Source organism: Paenibacillus baimaensis (genome assembly GCF_025567575.1).
Window position 1 is genome coordinate 163053 of record NZ_JAOQIO010000110.1, and the last position, 20096, is coordinate 183148.

A 20096-nucleotide genomic window follows, 5' to 3' on the forward strand; every position below is an offset into this window, starting at 1 on the left:
AACGATCTGTACCGATACAGATTATCACGGAGGAGTGACAAGATGCTGAAGTATGGGCTGCTGTTGAATGAATTGGAAGCATTGATCAAGAGCCATCCATATAAAGAAGGGGACAAGCTTCCCTCCATTCGCACGCTGTCGGAGCAATATGGCTATAGCAAAAGCACCGTCATCAAGGCGATGGATGAGCTTGAGAAGCGGCATCGAATTTATTCGATACCGAAGAGCGGTTATTATGTAGTAAAGCGTACGGTAAATGTGGAACAGGAGGAACCGACTCAAATCGATTTTGCTGGGGCCGCTCCGGATTCCGAAATTTTCCCCTATCTGGATTTCCAGCATTGCATCAATAAAGCTATCGATACGTACAAAAACGATCTGTTCGTATACGGCACTTCCAAGGGTCTGCCCTCTCTCATCCAGGTTGTTCATAAACAGCTGGCGAATTATCAGATATTTACAAGTCAAAGCCGACTTTTCATTGTTTCTGGCGTACAGCAGGCCTTATCCATACTGACCTCGCTGCCTTTTCCAAATCGAAAACAGACGATTTTGATCGAACAGCCCAGCTATCATTTGTTTATTGAGCATCTGACAACGCATCAAATTCCGGTTATCGGCATCACAAGAACTGCTCAAGGCATTGATTTGCAGGAGCTGGAGACGCTGTTCCGCACTGCGGATATCAAGTTCTTTTATACAATGCCTCGATTTCAGAACCCACTTGGTAACTCCTACAGTAAAGAGGACAAAATCGCTATTGTCGAGCTGGCTCGCAAATATGATGTGTACATTGTAGAGGATGATTATTTAGCTGATTTGGAGCAGGACACCAAGGCTGATCCTTTATATGCATATGATACCACGGAACATGTGATTTATTTGAAAAGCTATTCCAAAATTATTTTCCCCGGCTTGCGTATCGGTATCGCCGTCATTCCCGAAGTATTGTCGGACCTATTCAATCGTTATAAGCGGCTGCTAGATATCGACAGCTCCATGCTATCACAGGGTGCGCTTGAGATTTATCTCAAAAGTGGGATGTTCGAAAGGCACAAGCAGCACATCAGCTCTTCTTATGGACAGAGAGCCCGACTACTGGCGGATATGCTGCAGCGATTATGTGATCTGCATCCCGGTTTGTTCACTTTTACCCAAGCCAAGCAGCCTTGCATTCATACCCATATCGTGCTGAACCCTTCGATTTCCGTTTCCAGGCTCGCAGCTCAGCTAAAGCCACATTCCGTTATCATCGAAGCGATTGACAAGCATTTTTTACCCCACTTCCCCAAGGCGCCGATTCTGAAGCTGAATGTTTCCAATGTGAAGGATTCTGCGATTGAACAAGGGATAGGTACTATAGTGAAGTGCCTGGCTATTGCTACAAAAGCTTGATTCTCTATATGTTCAGTCGAATCGCTGTTAAAACCCAAAAAGAGCTGTGCGCAAACACAGCTCTTCAGGAGTCAATTCAGCAGCTTCCTACCACTCCGTAACAACGCCATCCTCATTACGCCATACCGGATTGCGCCATTGATGACCAATAGCAGCCATTTCGCGTACCTTCGCCTCATCAATTTCAATGCCCAGCCCCGGTTTGGTCAGCCGCTTTACAAAACCACCCTCGTAATCGAATACTCCCGGATCAACCAAATAGTCCAACAGATCAGATCCTTGATTGTAGTGGATGCCCAGACTTTGTTCCTGAATAAAAGCATTCGGGGTGCAGAAATCCAACTGCAGCGAGGACGCCAATGCAATTGGTCCAAGTGGACAATGCGGGGCAACTGCCACGTCAAAAGCCTCTGCCATCGCTGCGATTTTGCGAACCTCCCAAATGCCTCCGGCATGACTCAAGTCAGGCTGAATGATGTCAACGCCTCCATGTGTCAGCAGACGTTTGAAGTCCCAACGCGTATACATCCGTTCACCTGTTGCAATCGGTACGCTGGAGCCTTTTGTAATTTCATGAATGACCTCATAATTTTCAGCTAATACCGGCTCTTCGATGAACATCGGTTTGAACGGTTCCATCTCCTTGATCAGCACCTTGGCCATCGTCTTATGTACGCGTCCGTGCAAATCGACACCGATTCCGTTACTATTGCCAATAGCTGAGCGAACAGCAGCCAGACGCTCCACGGCTTCCTCAATTTTGGCCGGAGAATCAATCCACTCCATCTCGGAGGTACCATTCATTTTAATAGCTGTATAGCCCTGAGCAATCTTTTCCTTCGCAGCTTCCGCTACATCGGATGGCTTATCCCCGCCAATCCATGCATACACACGCATCTTGTCGCGAACAGGACCGCCAAGTAAATCATAGACAGGTACACCCAGCTTTTTCCCTTTAATATCCCACAAAGCCTGCTCGATCCCCGAAATAGCACTGCTCAGGATTGGACCGCCTCTATAAAAGCCGCCGCGATACAGCACCTGCCACAAATCTTCAATGTTTCCCGGGTCCTTGCCAATCAAATATTCACTCATTTCCTCTACGGCCGTCCGCACGGTATCAGCCTTACCCTCAACGACCGGTTCCCCCCAGCCGACAATTCCGTCATCGGTCGTAATTTTCAAAAACAGCCAACGTGGCGGTACTTTAAACAGTTCCATCGATTTAATTTTCATCTTTAATCTCTCCCTTATGAAATTCAGTTAGCATATCTTCCAAATGGCATTTCATCAAAGCTCGAGCCTGTGTCGGGTTGCGTTGTATAATCGCCTGCGCGATCAAATAATGAAATGAAGACGCTTTCTCATTCATCCCCTGCCATTTCATCGATTTACGTCGGCTGTCCACTAACAAGTCACTCATTCGATCCAGCATATGGTACATAATCTCGTTGTGCGAGGCTTTGGCGATTTGATCGTGAAACTCCATATCTTCCTTTAGAAAATCACGTTTTTTTTCCACCTTGCGCTTCATCGTCTCAGCCGTCACCATAATAGCTTCCGCTTCCTCCTGGGTAGCTTTGTCGGCAGCCATCGCGGCAAGCTCCGGCTCTATGATCAACCGCGCTTCCGTTAGCTGCAGCATAGTCGCCCGCTCCAAAAAGTCCAATCGATGCTCAGGTGTTTCCGTCAGCTCACTTTCCACATAGGTGCCGCGGCCCTGCTCAATTCGTAAAATCTTTTGCTTACCGAGAATACGGACCGCTTCACGAACCGATGAAATGCCTACACCCAGCTCAGCCGAAAGCTGCTCTAGCGGCGGCAGCTGCTCACCCTGCTTCCAATGTCCTTCCTTGATATTACGTTTGATCTCATCGTAGACGGTTTCATACGTTAACTTCTTGTTCACCGGCTCACCTGCACTTCATTTTTTTGAAAATTCATATGATGTATTATTAATATATTACAATTCATATGATGTTTCAAGCTATTTTTCGCCTTAGCTCCCATTCCTTCGATATACAAATTTCAACCTGGCTTCGTGACGAACCGAGCACTAACCTCATTCCATTGCTGTCCTTCATATTTTTCGCTCCCAAGCCGCATACTACATGTACAATACATACCAAGCATGGGCGGGTGAACAGCTTGAAGCACAGCATTTTGGTCATTGAAGACGAGATTAAAATTGCACGGGTACTACAGCTCGAACTTGAGCATGAAGGCTACTCGGTGCATTGCGCCAAAAATGGCAGAGATGGACTGGATGCTGCGCTGGAACAAAATTGGGATCTCATTTTACTAGATATCATGCTTCCAAAGCTTAATGGGCTTGAAGTGCTCAGGCGCATTCGACAACAAGGCATTCAAATCCCGATTATCCTGCTAACGGCACGGGATACGGTTCCCGACCGCGTCAGTGGTCTGGATCAGGGAGCCAATGACTATATGACGAAGCCATTTGCCATTGAGGAGCTGCTGGCACGCGTTCGCAATCTGCTGCGTATGTCCGCAGTAAGCCTTCAATCGCAGCCTACCGATACGGGTAGTGACGGTGCTCACGGAGATGAAATTCATATAGATGGCTTAAGCATGAATATACGTACCCGACAGGTGAAACGGGAAACACAATCTATTGAACTTACAACCAAAGAATTTGATCTACTCTATTACTTGGCAAGCCGACCTGGGGAAGTGATGTCGCGTGAACAAATTTTATCACAGGTATGGGGATATGAATTTATTGGGGATACGAATGTAGTGGATGTGTACATCCGGTACTTAAGACAGAAGATCGATCAGGGCTTTCACAACAAACTGATCCATACGCTTCGTGGTGTCGGCTATCTGGTCAAAGATGGTGAGACACCCAAGTGAAACTGCGCACAAAAATAACACTGCTGATTGCTTTTTCCTTGCTGCTGGTTTTGCTACTCTTCAATGTGATTACCTACATCACGGTCGTCAACATGACAACCCAAAATGAAATCCGCCTTCTATGGGAAGCTGCTCAGCCCATTATGTCGCAGCCAGGGTTATACAACCCTGAACGTTGGAATCGTGTTGGCTGGCTTCGGCCTTTTCTTACGCCACAGTCCATGATCCGGATTATCGATACGAATTCATTAGTACAGGCTGATCTGCATTCTGAGGATCAGCTGACCCAAATACCAGCAACCTTCAGCTCCCGTGGTTTTGCCAAAACAATCAAAACAGCCAATACGCTGATCGTTTACATTCAAACTCCCATCATCGATGAAAATAACATAACCTTGGGAGCGCTCCAGATGGGGCGTGAATTGGATACACTGGATGAATATTTGCGTGTGCTTATTACTGTACTCATGTTTACAACACTTGGTGCGGCTTTCTTTTCCTTAATGAGCGGGATGTATTACACAAGGGTCATTTTGCGGCCGATACATCGTCTCGCGTTCATTATGGAGGTCAACCAACAGAACGGCGTGTTCATGCAGATGGCAGTCCCTCCTAATGGGCAGCAGGATGAGCTTGGACAATTGGTTCACACTTTCAATACGATGATCGGCAAGCTTGAGCACAACTTCAATCGGCAAAAGCAGTTTCTGGCCGATGCATCCCATGAGCTGAAAACACCTCTGACCATTATTGAAAGCTATGCCGATCTCTTGAAACGATGGGGTGGTAACGATACCGCGCTCCGAGAAGAAGCTATCGAAGCGATTCAATCCGAAGCAGCCCGACTGCGCAACCTAACCCAGTCCCTGTTAACACTTGCCAATACGGAAGCGGAAGGCCAAAAGCTCTGGCAAACCTTCGACTTGACCGAGCTTGTGCGCACAACAGCAGCAGCACTTCAGCAGGCGTTTCATCGATCCATTCTAGTAGAAAGCGAGCAGCCAAATATTCCCCTATACGGAGATCCCGGACAAATCAAACAATTGCTCATTATCCTACTCGATAATGCGATTAAATACAGCCAAAAGCCGGTCCGTATCAATATGATCAAGGATCAGCGGGATGAGCATATCATTGTGCTGCAGGTTATTGACCAAGGGATCGGTGTAGAAATCACGGAGATCCCGCGACTCTTTGATCGCTTCTATCGCGTCGATCAAGACAGAAGCCGTGAAACCGGTGGTAGCGGCTTGGGGCTTGCTATTGCCCGTAATATCGTCCGGCTCCATAAAGGAACCGTCACCATTACAAGCTCAATCGGTGCCGGAACTCAGGTGACCGTGAAGCTGCCTCTCCGATACGATACGCAGGTATCAGACACGCCAGAATTTCACGCCAAAAACTCTCCATCGCAAGGGACGGAGAGTTAAATGGCGGCAGAAATATTGATTTTGAAGCTGCTTACTTAGCCTACAACTAACAGCTTGTCCAGCTTAAAGTACTCTGCGTGCCGTCTTATATTTAGATTTCCAGAAGGCGTTGTTCATATTCGATATCGTAACACCCGGTTTGCCATACGTATGCAGCACTTTGCCGTTACCGATATAGATCCCAACATGATGGATTGGGGAATAGAAGAATACCAAATCACCCGGCTTCAATTGACTCTTAGGCACATAGGTACCTACTTTTGATTGCTGCTGGCTGGTACGCGGAAGATGAATTCCGTACTTGGCAAATACAAATTGCGTGAACGTTGAACAATCGAAGTTACGGGTCTGTCCCGATGTCGCACCAAACTTGTAAGGTACACCCATATATTTTTTACCTGTAGCAATTATCGAATTAGCCTTGGATGTGCTGTACGCGTATGCTGTATTCGACGGAATCATTGCAGATACCGAGAATAACATGGATAAGCTGACTGTAGTGGCGATCAATGTTTTACCGATGTGCTGCTTGTTCAAAATTTTCATTTGTATTCCCTCCTGTTTTTAACAAAAAATTGAATACTTAGTGGGCTTTTCCCTGTCATGCAACGAGTATAACACGCAAAAAAAAGCCAGCATCTACCAAGGGCTTAACGATCCCTTGCTGCTTCTGGCTTTCAATCACTCTATTAGAATCAGATAAGAAAATTTTAATCTTCAGGGGGTTGACAGTTCAAATGTCTGTACTGCTTACGATTTACGCATGTGCAACAATCTCATTCATGTTCAAAACACCAACCGGCACACCATCACGATTCGTAGTTCCTTTAAAATAAGTACCTTTTACAGAGCCTAATTTATCCCGCACAGGCTGTATGTTCTCATAGACGGACACTTTGTTTACCTGATCGACGATAAAGCCTATGGATTCACGATGATGTTTGTGAATAATAATACGCGTGGCTGGGGTAAACACCTCTTCTGTCATACCAAAGAGGGTTCGCAAACTAATAACTGGTATGGCTTTTTCACGTAAATATATAAATCCTCGTAAATAGGAATTGTCTTCAGGAGTATCGAAAATGGTCTGCATTTTGATAATCTTATCTACCTCTTGAGTGGCTAGTGCATAATAAGCCTTACCCAGCACGATTTCAATATATTGCTCTTGTAAAAGTATGCTCATCTTGTCATCTCCGGAAGAATTATTTAGGATCATTGCGGGAACCCAAAGGCTCCAGATGAAACAGTTGGATAAAAATACGCACATAATGTTCATCAAATTGCTGGCCAGCATGCAATAGCAGTTGATTCGTTGCTTCTCCGATTGACATGCCTTGTCGATACGGACGATTCGAAACCATACAATCAAACGCGTCGATAATCGCACAAATTCGAGCAAAATCTGGTATATTGCGTCCGCTTATACCAGTGGGGTAACCTTTGCCATTCCAACGCTCGTGATGAAATTGGACAATTTCTATGATCTCTTTATCCAGATGTCTATACTCTTGCAATAGCTTGGCTCCTATGCTCGGATGAAGCTTCATCAAATCCCACTCATGCGGCGCCAATGCAGATGTTTTATTCAATATCTCTACAGGAATACGCAGTTTGCCGATATCATGCAAAAAACAGCCAGTTACCAAATGATTGGTTTGTCGTTCATTCAGATTTAAACCGCGGGCCATCACTTTGGCCAATGAGGAGACTCTGACACTGTGGTCGTATGTGAGGCTGTCCTTGTCCATCAGTTGATTCATTTCATCAATCATCAACGTGTATTGCATTTGACATTTTGCACCACCCTCCAACAAAATACGACACACATTTACATATTTCCTACTGGTGGGGGATTACACTCCCTCCAGTCATGTCGTACAATAACTGTTGTGCGACATTTATATGCAGATTAATGCAGATTAATGTACATTTTTGTCAAAATATTACTCAATAAAGTATAGTTCAAATGCCCTATCAAATCAACACTTTTGTTAATTTTTTGATATCTTGGGTATGATCCTCTAAAAATAATTTTATAAATATTCGTTCAAACTCTCATGTACAAAATCGGGTGCTGCCTTTTTCAACTGCTCAACCGTATGTAAATAGCGCTGGGTTGTATTGATATGAGAATGTCCCAAATTCTCCTGAACCTGCTGCAGGGAAGCGCCGTACAGTAGTGCTAATGTAGCATTCGTATGCCGAAGCCAATGGGGTGTGAAGCTCTTACCCAAGTCGCATTGTCTGCTTGCTTGTTGGATAATACGTTCGATTTGCCTTCCCGATAATGGGAAAAGCCTTTGTTCATCTTTGTTATCTGGCTTATCAGATTTGAGATGCTGGAGTAGTAGTTCCCAGAGAGGCTGCGGAACTTTGATTGTTCGTTGCTTGCCACCCTTTCCATCCATCACAGTTAACCACATGGAGGCCTCCATAGCGTCTTTACTAAAGTGGTTCCATTCGATGGAACTAAGCTCGGACAAGCGCAATCCTGTTAAAACAAAGGTTAATCCAATCAAATAATCCCGATCACTTTGCTTTTTTAACTGATTGAGCAGACTGCCTACTTCCTGCTTGGTCAGATAATGATTCTTGCTGTTAACCGGAATCGTGGGCATGCGTACACATGATGTCGGATTCATTTTGAACAAAGCAATATTAGGATCACTTCCCCACTTATAAAGAGAACGAAGTGGCGCAATAAAGCTCGCAACCGTGGCTGAAGCCAACGGTTTTTTGTTTTGGCTATAGTAGCCCCTCATCAGACCGATTTTGTAAACTTCGATTTCTTGCCAGGTCACTTCGGCTAATGATTTGCGGGAAATGAACTGACGGAATCGCTCTATAGCCTGCTTATAATTGCGAATCGTGTATTTGGAACGACTGCAAGTTGCTAAGAACATATCGATAATCTGATCGTCTGTGTAGGGTTCCTGTTGCTGTTCATATTGGGATACCGGAGTAAATGCGGATACTTGATTAATCAATGGTTCTCCTCCTTTTTGTCGCACAACAGTTATTGTGCGACATTTAGTTTTTTTCATGCGCGATAATCTGAATATGTCCTTCGAATGTCGGTTTATTCGGTACAACTAACACATGGGTTGTGCCTGGATATAAGCCAAGCTCCCGATTTTCTTGAAATAAATGGAAACGGTCCTGTTCTACTGATCTTTCCCATCTCACGGGTTGCACCCTGTCTCTCTGAAACAGATACCCCTTACCGCTGCCAACAAGTCCAACATCACGACGACCCTCATCGTCCAAAATAATATGCTCAGCCTCAATGACAACCACGTTGGCTGCGGTTAACTGTACATTGTTAGATATATCCAAATGCGGTGAATCGTTGATAAATCGCTTATATAGTCGGCTCTCTGGATCATATTGATAAGAAACCACATAGTTATTTAGCAAAAAGGTAACGTTAATTCGGGTAAGACGATTTTCATGTGCTTCCGCAGTAGTTTCTGCCATGAATGTCGCCTGTGCCTGCAGATTCTGACTGAGCTCTCGAATGCCCATTTTCCTAACTCCGGTTTCGAGGTTGTCCAGACTGGTATATAAATTATGTGGCGCCTTACGATTAGCGTCCCGCCAAAAAAAAGGTCCGGCATTCGTAATTTCGTCCATATGCTCGAGTTTTTGTGCTGATAATTCCGTATACGCATCCGGACTTCCTCCTGCATGAACAGGTAACGCGTCCATCATTTTTCCCAAATTTATGTAATAGGGACGGATGCTACGAACTGGGCCAATTGGCCCATCCCAATGTTTACTTTGGTAAACGGCTACCAAGCGAGTGATTTCCCCCTCTGCCAGTATTTCAAACAAAACGTCTGCATAGCTGAGCCCGGACTGGGGTCTTGCTTGCGGTGCATTATTAACCATGACCATAAAAGGTCGATGTGTGCTTGCACTTGGCGCTTTTGTGCCCGTGAGTGGCCACACATATTCCGGAAGTTGAGGTTTGTTTGTAACAGGTGGTCGAAACTCATGCGTGACGGTCTCATCAGGAGCAGGTACTACAACAACAGCGGCAGGCTTATCCTTATTTATACCGCATGAAGCTGTAACCATCGCCAATACGCCGCAGACGATCAGAGATACAGCAACTTTTTGAACCACACTCCAATCCCTCCTTCCAAAGTACAGATGTAATCAATAAATTGTACTCTTTGTTACCCAAATAAGAACGAAGAACTGCGGTTGGGCTAAGAAAAGCTGAATGCAACTGTTCAGCCAATTCTATTATCTCCAATTCCACCAGCCAGAACAACAACAGGAATGCAGTTCAAAACAAATAACCCTCCAATTTCACTTTAACCGTGATTTTGGAAGGTTATTTTGCACTCATATGGTATGCGTTTTTGCTTAATTAATTAAATGCTGGCCAATATTTCACGCGTTTGCTCGCCATATTTCTTTAATAATTCCTTCGAGCCGTACAACCCGCTGAAATCCTCAACACCAAGATAGCCATCGTAACCCACTGCCTTCAAATCCGTTAATACTTGACGCCAGTTCACGATACCTTGCAGATTGGGCTCCCAGTATGAAGCCCATGCTTGCGATCCGTCTTCACGTATGTCGGCCTTTTTCCAGCCTGTATTTTTAATATGCACATGTGCCAGATAAGGTCCCAACAGCTCCATACCCATCCGGAAATTCTCATACCCCTCGTGGACCATGTTGCCTGGATCAAACAAGACGCCAATATGAGCAGGGTCGGAGTTGCTAACCAGCCGATAAGCCGCGGAAGCACTCGCCGTAATCGTGTTGTGATGCGTTTCAACCAAGCATTTTACGCCATACTGCTTGGCCAACGGCTCTACACCTTTGATATACTCACTAGCCAATTGGAACAGTTCGTTATAATGCTTTGTGCCATCATAACTCGGAACACCAACACGGATCGTACTTGCACCCAGTTTTTGGGCTACCTGCAGCACACGCTCTGTGCTTTGTAGATCTCCAGCTTGCAAGTATGGAGTAACGCTAACGGTTTGCAATCCGTTATCTCGTGCAGCACTGGCAAACCGCTCCAGCTCAGCATCGGTTGCTGCTGGATCTATGGAACACAGATTGTTGCGCCAAAAAGAGGGCGACTCATCTTTCGCATCCTGTGGTACTTCTTTAAACCGCCACTCAATACCTTCAATTCCTGCTTCCTTAGCGGCTGCTGCCAGCTCTTCCGGTGTCAAATCAGGCGTTACTACGGTGAAAACGGACAATTTCATGGCGAACCCTCCCAGCCTTATTATGGACTTATCCTACGATTAAAAGTATAGCAAAGTGCAAACAATTAATCTATGTTAACGTGAACAATCGGAATATTCAGTTAACTTTAATGCCATTTTCACAGCTCTGGTCCAAGTTTGTAGCTATTAATTCCGAAATAAACGGCAAAAACCGGACCCGTGTCCGCTGCTTCTGTAAAGGGCAGCTGGATGGCTCCGGCAACTTCTATTATAGCGATTTGCAGTATGATTAATCCGTGAGTATAGTAACAAATTTATGCCAAATGTGGTTCAACCCATGCTAGCATATCCTGAAGCGGTTTGAAGCCAACTACACTGGAAACCTCTACACCATTTTTGAACAATTTGAGAGTTGGAATACTCATGATACCATAAGCTCCTGGAGTTTCCGGGTTATCGTCAACATTCATTTTGGCAATGGTCAATTGGTCTCCCAATTTCCCATTCATTTCTTCCAGTACGGGTGCAATCATTTTGCAGGGACCGCACCAGGGCGCCCAGAAATCTACGAGTACCAATCCATCCTGACCAATGGTTTCTTTAAAATTATCATCTGCTACTTTTACGATTGCCATAACTATCACTCCTTATTTATATGATTCAGTATTAATCGATTTTTATTCTTCTTGAAGCATGCTTAAATCCTGTCGTTTCTTTGGAAGAATCATTCTGTCTCTTGGACTGAATGCTGCGGAGAGTGGAGCCCAGCTCATCAAACCACAATTGATCCCTCGTCATCAATGCCAAATCCATCATACTGAGTACATCAGACTCATTGGTAGGTGTGTATTCATCAAGCTTTTCCAGCTTGAACCTCTTGCTGTTGACGGTGTGCCCGACAGCTTCCTGACGATCTGACTGCGTGACCATCACTTTCACAGTTCCATACGCATCCATTGAATCTACGTAACCGATAATTTTTTCGTCCTCCATTGAGGTCCCTCCAACCCAGTCCCCAACGCCGATCATTGTTTGTTTTGCCCATTCCATGCTTGCCACTCTCCCCTCCAAAATCTTTCTGTTACAAGATTACCCATTTATAACCTATGTTTAATCAATAGAAAGTGTTAAATTGTAAATATTTTCATGAAGGCATGTCATCCCCATAACTATAATGATATCAGTTACAGTTTTGGTATAGAATACTATTGGTTTTGCCTATGCTATACAGGCATTATTATACGCTAAGTCTTACTCTGCTGTTCCTTACGGACCTGGATCAATACATCAAGTATGGTCCACTGATTGAAGTACTCAATCATCTGACGCTCTGCGTTCATAAAAATACCCTCCATAACTGAAGCCATATTACATGCAACCATACATTCCTGCTCAATATCACCTGAACACCAACCCGGTTTCACAGAGCCGAGTGAAGTTAGCTGATAAATCTCACCCAATGTGACTTGATCAGGCTCGCATTTCAAAATAAATCCGCCGCCGATACCTTCCTTTGCTCCAACATAACCTTGCTTGCGAAGCAGCGCCATGACTTTGCGCACTCTTGCCGGATGGGTACAAACATTGTGTGCTATCATATCGCTGGTTGCCATATGCTCAGGCTTGTAAGCAAGAAGCGTCAGACTATGAACCGCTATTGTAAATTCGCTATTCATTAGATATCCTCCCTGACGATACTACTTGCTGCCTTCACCTTATACTGTTATTATATCGATTACAGTTGATTCTGTCAAGAGGATAAACTGCCTTTGCAAAAGTCACCCCCGCTTCACTAGGAAGCGAGGGATACACTGGATATTCAATTGATGAATCCTTCAAATTGTAAAAAGCGTTTTAACATTACTACTGCCTCTGCTCGGGTCGCATGCGCGAATGAACCGAACTTATTGTCACTCTGTCCATTAAGTATACTCGCTCCGACTGCTTGAGCAACAGCCAATTGCGCCCAACTGCTGATCTCGCCCTTGTCGTCAAACTTCGATAATAATTCGGTTCGATTTCCTAGTTCATTATAAGTTTTACCGGCAATAGCCATGGCTCGCACTAACATCAACGCCATTTGTTCACGGGTTATCCCAGTATCCGGTTTAAAGGTTCCATCTTCATAACCCGTGACGAGACCAGCTTGTGCTGCAGCTCCCACTGCACCTGTAAACCACTCACTCCCATTCAAATCGGCAAAATCGGTACGAGCCTCATAACCAAGTCCAAGCGCCCCAACTAACAAGACTGCAAATTGTGCACGGGTGATCGTATGGTCTGGACCGAATGTAGTGTCTGTCTCCCCCCGAACCAATAACTTAGCGGCAAGAAGCTCTATATCAGCCTTAGCCCAATGATTGTTTACATCGACAAAGGTTTTATTGGACTCCACAATGGTATAGATGCTGTTAGAATGATTTTTGATTATGACCTGTGTGCCTCCACTTCCGTTATCACTGCTGAAAACAGCCGGAACAAAGGTCATCTCGTGGTTCACTGGGTCATACAGCACCGCTGTCGCTTTGCTTGAATCAACGCTGTGATCCAGTGTGATGGATCTTGAGACGTAGGTGGAACCAAAGCTATGAATCGTTATGGTTTTGCCGCCTGCTGAAGCAGTTAAGTCAAACCGGATGATCTTAGGCTTGTCGCCGCCTACCAGAGTGAGCCCTGCATGGAGCGCTCCTTGTTGTACTTCATCAGCCATCTGACCCGCTACTTTTTCAATTGTTAGATGGATTTGCACATCTTTTGCATCGCTTCCCAGAGCCTTAGCAGCCGCTGCAATATCAATCACCTTAACGGGCAGGTCATAGGTAACTGCGCCAGACTGAATGGAGATCATGGCATTAGGTACATGCTGCATGGCTTCATGAATAGCTGCGGACGGCAGCTCTACGGTGGCTGCTGTTCCTGTACCTTTTACTTGTATTGAAATGATCTGATCGGAGGCATCTTTGTCTTTAATGCTCTCCAAAGCTTTTGATAGTGCCGCTGTATCCACTATAAAATGGTCTGTCGTTGCTCCCTCCGCGGATTTTTCTGGGATGAGCGTAATCGTTGAACCTTCTACTTCTGCACCCTTAGGTCCCGGAGTGCCATCGACTTGTGCACTGGTGCTGGTATTATCTCCGCCTACAGCCGAACCAGATCCAGCTGAGGCAGAGCCTGAGGAGGTTGAATTATTCGAACGATTCTGAATCGTTCTTGCAGAAACTGTTAACGCACCGCCTGCATTTCCCGCTCCGTCCAGTGGGATAATACTGTAGTCATAGGTCTTGCTTGGGATTAATCCCGTCACGTTATAACTCGTTTCTTTGATGGTCTCTAATGATACACCATCCTGGATAATTCTATATGCTGTAACCCCTATATTATCAACTGCTGCAGGCCAGCTTAAGGTCAAGCTTCGCTGCGAGACATTCGTTAAGCTTAGCAGCGCTCCGCTCGGCCAGGACGGTGGTGTTGTGTCCGACGGTACAACCGGAGGAAGCGTTGTCCCTTGCTGCGTTGTCACGCTCATGTTGAGCGGCTGGCTATCAAGACCAGCAGCATCAGTTGCTCTAACACCGAAACCATACGTCATACCAGCGCTCAATCCACTGACTGAGTAGCTGTAGGTGGTACCTGTCACGGTAACCACAAGCACGCTATCCTTATAAACCTTGTATCCGCCCACGCCGATATTATCCGCTGCCGCAGGCCAGCTTAGTACTGCCCCCGTCTGTGTGATATTCGCTGCACTTAGCGCCGCGCCATTCGGCCAGGACGGTGGTGTCGAGTCCCCATCAGCTGGCGGCACAATTGGTGGCGTTGTTGTCCCTTGCTCCGTCGTCACACTCACGTTGAGCGGCTGGCTATCAAGGCCAGCCGTATCAGTCGCTTTAACACTGAAACTGTACGTTATGCCTGCGCTCAATCCGCTGACCGTGTAGCTGTAGGTGTTTCCTGTGACCGTAGCCAACAGCACGCTGTCCTTATATAGCTTGTATCCGCTCACGCCGATATTATCCACTGCCGCAGGCCAGCTTAGCACCGCCCCCGTCTTTGTAATATTCGCTGCACTTAACGTCAGGCCATTTGGCCAGGATGGTGGTGTTGTATCCGTGTTCCCAGACGGCCACTCTTCGACAACCTGTGCGCTTTCGCTTTTCACATAGTTGACATTGAGACTGTTCACCTTATTGCTGCGTACTTCGATGCCTGTGCCTGCTTTAATTTGAATACCGTTGGAATTCCCAGTTAATGTATTGCCGATGATCTGTACATGACTTGGATCACCCGCTCCGATATAACCGGCATTTTGATCTCCGTTATCGTGCTCCAGCAGGATGCCCCAATAGCCGTTAGCCGTGTTCCCGCGAATGAGGTTGTTTGTAATGACAGTGCCGGGTCCGTTCAATATCCGAATTCCCGCGGCTCCATCGATGTTGGTTGTAAGCTCAATCAAATTGTTGTGAATGATCGTATCCGGCGTACCCATCGTCACGACGACACCTTCCCGCGTGTTACGGATCGTATTATCGTGAATAAAGTTTTTTGGGCCCGATTTGCTATGGTTGCTTGGCGCAGTACCCCCAGTGTTGCCGAGACCCACTGCCCCACCGGTAAGAATGTCGGTAACGGTATTTCCTGAAATTTCATTTAAATATTCAAGCTCGCCATGAAGATCGATGGCATCCAGCTTGGTTCGGCTAAAAAGATTGTTCCTGATTAAATTGTTATGTGCGACAAATTGTATAAGAGCTCCATGTCGGAGGTAAGGACCTTCAAAGGATGAATTCTCTACAAGATTCCACCGGGTATCGTTATCGAAGCCCAATCGATCGACCTTGGCAGTACCCTGAATGGCAACACCGTAGCCTGAACCACCAGGGCCAACATCGGTGGCATTACGGAAGATACTGTTTCGGACAACGGCGTCGTGACTGTTATCAATCCGTATGCCCATACGTGTGAACTTTTCCACGATCAGATGATCCATCGTTACCTTATAGGAAGGTGTATCTCCATAGTTGGCAATGACCAGCATGCTGTCAGGCCCGCCTGAGGCTGGGTTATTGACTTTATGATCCGTAGAATACGCTCCGTCCCAGGTAGACGTTAAGGTCAGATTGGAAATCATCAGATCATGCTGTCCGGACACTTTGAGCATGGCACTATTTTTGATTTTGTTTAATGCTGTTTTTAAAATAGTCCCGGACTGGCTCTCCCCACGCAGATTAACACCCGTCTTTAACGTCAAGTTAATCAATCCATCGGGGGACGAATTCAAATTGTAGGTTCCGTTCGGCAGCAGCACCTCATCGCCTGCTACAGCTGCATTAATCGCTGCCTGAATCGCTTGGCGATCGTCAGCTGCATTGTCGGCAGGATTCGCGCCATAATCAAGCACATTGAGTGTCCGGCCCGTTACTGCATGAGCCGTATGAATGGGATGCTCCGTGCCATCTGCATTTTTCATTCCTGGTACTGTAAAGGGCACAGCACCCGGGGGAGGACCCGGGATAAAATAAGGAATGCTCGCAACCGGTGTGTCTCCGTTAGCAAACGGTGCGTAAATATGCACTTCGGTTATGCTTGTAAATGCACTCCCATCCGAATTGCCGCGACCGACAATCCGCACATATCTCGCATCCTGATCCGGTATATCAAAAGCCTGCATGTCGGTCGTTTTGCCACTGCTCGAACCCGCAAACCGTTCTGACCAGACCTTCCCATCGTCAGACGTTTCAATGGCTAGATTTGTTGCACGCAGGTCACCCTTGTAGAATGCAATTCCTAAATAGCCAATTCGCTTGCTTTCACCCAAATCATATAGGATCCACTGTCCGTCTCCGGAAGCTGACCAGCGGGTGAACAAATTGTTATCGATAGTATTGATCTCTATATTGCCATCACTGCCTCCTGCCACTACACCCTCGACTGGAATCGGCGTAATAGGTGCTGATAATGTCGTCCTGCTCAAGGTTAGCGGTGACGGAGTAAAGTTATTTGAGAGATCTCCGGCTTCTACCTTGAAGGTATAGGCCGTCCCAGGGATTAGTCCCGTGACATTGTATGCTGTTCCGCTAACGGTAGTCAGCAATACATCATTTTTGTAGATCCGGTACTGCGTTACCGCTTTGTTATCGGTAGCTGCTGGCCATGACAAATGAATGAAGTCCGTTCCCAAATTAGCTGCGGACAAGCTGCTGCTGTTCGGCCATGATGGCGGCTCCTTATCGCTTGAAAGATCGACAGGCTCCTGCACAACAAGCTTCGGCCGCGGATTGCTCGTGCCATTCGCTTCCTTGGAATATATGTTTAATGATATCCCTGTGTTCAAAGCATCCCCAAGCACAAAAGCTACCTTGCCGCCCTTGGACAACTTGCTCCTCACGTAGGCTGTTACATCCACACTATATAATTTTGGACTCTCCGTTTTATCGGCTGTAACCGTAAATTTGTCAATATAAGACGCGGAAGCCAAATCCGTTAAGGGTGCATTGCTCCAGGTCAGTGCCGATTCTGTCCACCCTGTATCTTCGATTCCATATAGAGATAATGCCGCGTCAGAGTTGGATGTGCCTTTTTTAGCTGCGACATGAAAAATATATTTGTAATCCGGGCTGCTGTAACCCGACACATCGTATTTGAAGTAAACATACTTCTTGTTCATACCTCCAGAGGAAACACTGAATAGTCCGGCACTGCTGCCGGTTGTAGAATCAAAATTGATATCGGCCTTGCTGCTGTCAATGGCTGCGTCATCTGTTGGCGTCAGGCTGCCCTTATCCAAGTAAACGATATTCCCTGGCTCGGAAGGCAGCTGGCTGACCGTGATCTCACTCTCCGCGTATACCTGCTGGGTGACCGTTGATGCTGCTCTTATTTTCGCTTTGCCAGCACTTAACGCCGTTACAGTGGCAGTTGAAGACCCGTTAGAGGTTACCGCAGCCACATGGCTATCTGAAGACGTCCAGATGAATGCAGATCCCGATGGGTCAGAGGGCGTCATGATTGCTGTAAGCTCGCTTGATTCATTCGGTTGTAATGTAAGCGCAGTCTTATTCAGAGTGATCGAAGGATTTCCAGAAGGCGGATTTCCCGTTTTATATATAATAGGCTCCGTAACGGTTCGATTCTTCACATAATTATCCATAAAAACCCAGGCTTCGGCATTCGCTTGATCCGATGCATCTCCGGTAAAACCGTGGCCTTGACCCGGCACAAGACTGAAATCGACAACATTGACTCCAGCCGCTCTCAGTTGACCAGCAAACTTCACACTATCCGTATAGGGAATGGTTGCATCGGCATCGCCATGGCGAATCCAGAACGGTGGATCGTCAGGGGTAGCATACGTACCGGGCATCGCTGTCCTTGCCTCATCCGGTACAGTGAAAGCCTTACGTCCACCCAAAAGCGCCGTCACCGAGCTGTAGCTGTTGGCAAACTCGGTCGTGAAATCCGCAGGTCCAAACCAATCAGCTACGGCCTGCACTTTGTCCGAGTATTCCGGCCATCCGCCGGAGCCTTCAAGATCAGGTACAGGAACCGTATGCCCGTTGTCCAAAAGAACTTGGTCGGTGGTCATCAAATCTCCCGTCGTTCCCAGCAGAGATGCCAGGTGCCCTCCCGCGGATGAGCCCCAAACTCCGATCCGGGAAGGATCAAGATGGTACAACGCCGCATTCGCCCTTAAGTATCGAATAGCAAGCTTTACATCCTGAATTTGCGCCGGGTAGGGCGCTTCAGGCGTTAACCTGTAATCAAGCGAGACACCGATATACCCACGCTTGGCGACATAGCTGCTAATGTTGCTGAGCGCCTGCTTCCGGTCTCCGTGATTCCAGCCTCCTCCATGGATATATACCATAACGGGCATTGCCGCAGCCGGAGCTGTATCAGGAACTGCAATCGATGCATAGAGGGGCCGGGTCCCTGCTGTGCCAATCTGCACATCCTCATACATTTTCACACCTGCCGGAGGGATATAGGGAGTCGGATCCGTAGGTGGCGGCGTGACAGGAACTGGCGATGCTGCCGGTGGAATACCAGGAATGGCCTGACCTGATATCGACACGCTGTCGATATACATATTGGCGCTTACAGCATCTCCAACCCGAAACCGAATTTTGACGCTCGTATTGCTGTTGGCTCCTTTTCCGAGTGTCCATAGCTTTTGGGTATTGGGCTCGCTGGTCGTTCCTGCTGGCAGCTTATACTCTTCAAGTGTTGTCCAGGTCACGCCTCCATTAGCAGACCATTCGGTAATGATGCTTCCGGCCGTATAGGAGGATGCTCTCGTGTAATAGCTCAGCTTGATGTTGCCATATCCAGTTAAATCGAGCGGTAGTGCCAATGCATCGCTGCTATCCATTTTGACCATATTGGGTAAAGAAGGAGCACTTGATGATGAAGATGTCTTGGCTACGCTCCCATTGGCACCTTCCTGCACCCATGGCGCTGGAACAACAACGCCTCCGCTTGATCCGAAATTGTCGGGATCATCAAAATTTTCTGTATAAATCTCAAGCTCCGGTCCTTCCGGGTCTGGTAATGGAGGTGCCTCCGTCATAGACGTTCCCCTGACCTCAACATCGTCCAAATAAATATTTCCCGCAAGGGTGATGCTTGGGTCTACACGAAAACGCACCCTGACGTCTGCAAGATTGTCGGCCGATGTATACGCCGGTGCGCTGAGCGTATAGGATTTCTGCACAAATGTACTCTGGTTGGCCGTAATCGATTGCAGCAATAACCAGTTCGTACCACCATCCACCGAATATTCTGCCTTGATGCCCCCAGCCGTTACACTGCTGGCTTTATACCAATAGCTCACGTAGATATCCTTATAGCTTACAGTGCTCAAATGCAGCGTTAGCGAGTCCTTGGAATCTATTTTGGCACCATAGCTGCCCGTCCGCTTGCCGCTTGCCGCAGTCTTGACGACACTGGTTCCTCCATCCTGAGTCCATGGCGTGGTATCCGTCGGCACTGTCACATTATCCCCATATTCAAATCCATCATAAAATAGCTGCTTGTCAACAGTTTCTGCCGAAACCGCTTTCAGATCCATCTGTGGAAAAATTAATGTAATAACCAACAGTGCGGATAAATAAGCTTTGAAAATACCATCACGAATCCATAGCTTCATACACAAACCTCCTCTTCAGGTACCTGCCCTTTTACAGATGAGAAC

The 20096-nt window shown here is 46.7% G+C and carries 15 protein-coding genes; 3 read left to right on the forward strand and 12 right to left on the reverse strand.

Translation table 11 applies throughout. The features are described 5' to 3' along the window. Positions 1–42: 42 nt before the first annotated feature. Positions 43–1395 (forward strand): aminotransferase-like domain-containing protein, encoded by a 1353-nt coding sequence (locus OB236_RS32665; RefSeq protein WP_262687759.1) that lies wholly within the window; start codon positions 43–45, stop codon positions 1393–1395. A gap of 87 nt (positions 1396–1482) precedes the next feature. On the opposite strand, the gene dgoD is transcribed toward OB236_RS32665, so the two are convergent. Both dgoD and OB236_RS32675 read right to left on the reverse strand, forming a co-directional pair. Continuing rightward, entirely contained in the window at positions 1483–2631 is a 1149-nt protein-coding gene (gene dgoD / locus OB236_RS32670; RefSeq protein WP_076235701.1) for a galactonate dehydratase, read from the reverse strand. Next, the gene (locus tag OB236_RS32675; protein WP_076235700.1) at positions 2621–3304 is read right to left on the reverse strand and encodes a FadR/GntR family transcriptional regulator; all 684 of its coding nucleotides are present in this window, start codon (positions 3302–3304) and stop codon (positions 2621–2623) included. Before OB236_RS32675 ends, dgoD begins: the two co-directional genes overlap by 11 nt. Positions 3305–3543: 239 nt before the next feature. On the opposite strand from OB236_RS32675, the gene OB236_RS32680 reads away from it, so the two are divergent. Both OB236_RS32680 and OB236_RS32685 read left to right on the forward strand, forming a co-directional pair. Continuing rightward, entirely contained in the window at positions 3544–4272 is a 729-nt protein-coding gene (locus OB236_RS32680; protein ID WP_262687760.1) for a response regulator transcription factor, read from the forward strand. Next, positions 4269–5702, forward strand: coding sequence for a sensor histidine kinase (locus OB236_RS32685; protein ID WP_262687762.1), 1434 nt, complete (start codon positions 4269–4271; stop codon positions 5700–5702). Before OB236_RS32680 ends, OB236_RS32685 begins: the two co-directional genes overlap by 4 nt. Before the next feature lie 63 nt (positions 5703–5765). Here OB236_RS32685 and OB236_RS32690 read toward each other — a convergent pair whose 3' ends face one another. The 10 genes from OB236_RS32690 to OB236_RS32735 form a co-directional block, all read right to left on the reverse strand. Next, positions 5766–6248, reverse strand: a complete 483-nt coding sequence (locus OB236_RS32690) for a C40 family peptidase (protein ID WP_262687764.1) — start codon at positions 6246–6248, stop codon at positions 5766–5768. A 211-nt stretch (positions 6249–6459) separates the two neighbouring features. Further along, the gene (locus OB236_RS32695; protein ID WP_262687766.1) at positions 6460–6888 is read right to left on the reverse strand and encodes a chemotaxis protein CheW; all 429 of its coding nucleotides are present in this window, start codon (positions 6886–6888) and stop codon (positions 6460–6462) included. Positions 6889–6907: 19 nt separating this feature from the next. Continuing rightward, positions 6908–7492: an HD-GYP domain-containing protein gene (locus OB236_RS32700; RefSeq protein ID WP_262687767.1), complete on the reverse strand. Its 585-nt coding sequence runs from the start codon at positions 7490–7492 to the stop codon at positions 6908–6910. A gap of 246 nt (positions 7493–7738) precedes the next feature. Beyond that, positions 7739–8692: a tyrosine-type recombinase/integrase gene (locus OB236_RS32705; protein ID WP_076238582.1), complete on the reverse strand. Its 954-nt coding sequence runs from the start codon at positions 8690–8692 to the stop codon at positions 7739–7741. 43 nt (positions 8693–8735) lie between these two features. After that, the gene (locus OB236_RS32710; RefSeq protein WP_262687768.1) at positions 8736–9833 is read right to left on the reverse strand and encodes a DUF3048 domain-containing protein; all 1098 of its coding nucleotides are present in this window, start codon (positions 9831–9833) and stop codon (positions 8736–8738) included. 254 nt (positions 9834–10087) lie between these two features. Further along, positions 10088–10945: a sugar phosphate isomerase/epimerase family protein gene (locus tag OB236_RS32715; protein WP_262687769.1), complete on the reverse strand. Its 858-nt coding sequence runs from the start codon at positions 10943–10945 to the stop codon at positions 10088–10090. A gap of 275 nt (positions 10946–11220) precedes the next feature. Beyond that, a complete protein-coding gene (trxA, locus tag OB236_RS32720; protein ID WP_076237737.1) occupies positions 11221–11541 on the reverse strand; it encodes a thioredoxin in 321 nt (106 codons plus the stop codon). Positions 11542–11572: 31 nt separating this feature from the next. Then, positions 11573–11956, reverse strand: a complete 384-nt coding sequence (locus OB236_RS32725) for a group-specific protein (RefSeq protein WP_262687770.1) — start codon at positions 11954–11956, stop codon at positions 11573–11575. 194 nt (positions 11957–12150) lie between these two features. Further along, positions 12151–12582 carry an RrF2 family transcriptional regulator gene (locus tag OB236_RS32730; RefSeq protein WP_076237739.1) on the reverse strand — a complete coding sequence of 144 codons (432 nt, stop codon included), beginning with the start codon at positions 12580–12582 and terminating at the stop codon, positions 12151–12153. A gap of 143 nt (positions 12583–12725) precedes the next feature. Continuing rightward, complete coding sequence (locus tag OB236_RS32735; protein ID WP_262687772.1) at positions 12726–20051, reverse strand: fibronectin type III domain-containing protein; 7326 nt, start codon at positions 20049–20051, stop codon at positions 12726–12728. Between the last annotated feature and the right edge of the window lie 45 nt (positions 20052–20096).

Bases quoted from the DNA above. Each gene is read 5' to 3' on its own strand.
- OB236_RS32665 (WP_262687759.1), top strand. From the start codon at position 43: ATGCTGAAGTATGGGCTGCTGTTGAATGAATTGGAAGCATTGATCAAG.
- dgoD (WP_076235701.1), bottom strand. From the start codon at position 2,631: ATGAAAATTAAATCGATGGAACTGTTTAAAGTACCGCCACGTTGGCTG.
- OB236_RS32715 (WP_262687769.1), bottom strand. From the start codon at position 10,945: ATGAAATTGTCCGTTTTCACCGTAGTAACGCCTGATTTGACACCGGAA.
- OB236_RS32730 (WP_076237739.1), bottom strand. From the start codon at position 12,582: ATGAATAGCGAATTTACAATAGCGGTTCATAGTCTGACGCTTCTTGCT.
- OB236_RS32695 (WP_262687766.1), bottom strand. From the start codon at position 6,888: ATGAGCATACTTTTACAAGAGCAATATATTGAAATCGTGCTGGGTAAG.
- OB236_RS32725 (WP_262687770.1), bottom strand. From the start codon at position 11,956: ATGGAATGGGCAAAACAAACAATGATCGGCGTTGGGGACTGGGTTGGA.
- OB236_RS32690 (WP_262687764.1), bottom strand. From the start codon at position 6,248: ATGAAAATTTTGAACAAGCAGCACATCGGTAAAACATTGATCGCCACT.
- OB236_RS32700 (WP_262687767.1), bottom strand. From the start codon at position 7,492: ATGCAATACACGTTGATGATTGATGAAATGAATCAACTGATGGACAAG.
- OB236_RS32735 (WP_262687772.1), bottom strand. From the start codon at position 20,051: ATGAAGCTATGGATTCGTGATGGTATTTTCAAAGCTTATTTATCCGCA.
- trxA (WP_076237737.1), bottom strand. From the start codon at position 11,541: ATGGCAATCGTAAAAGTAGCAGATGATAATTTTAAAGAAACCATTGGT.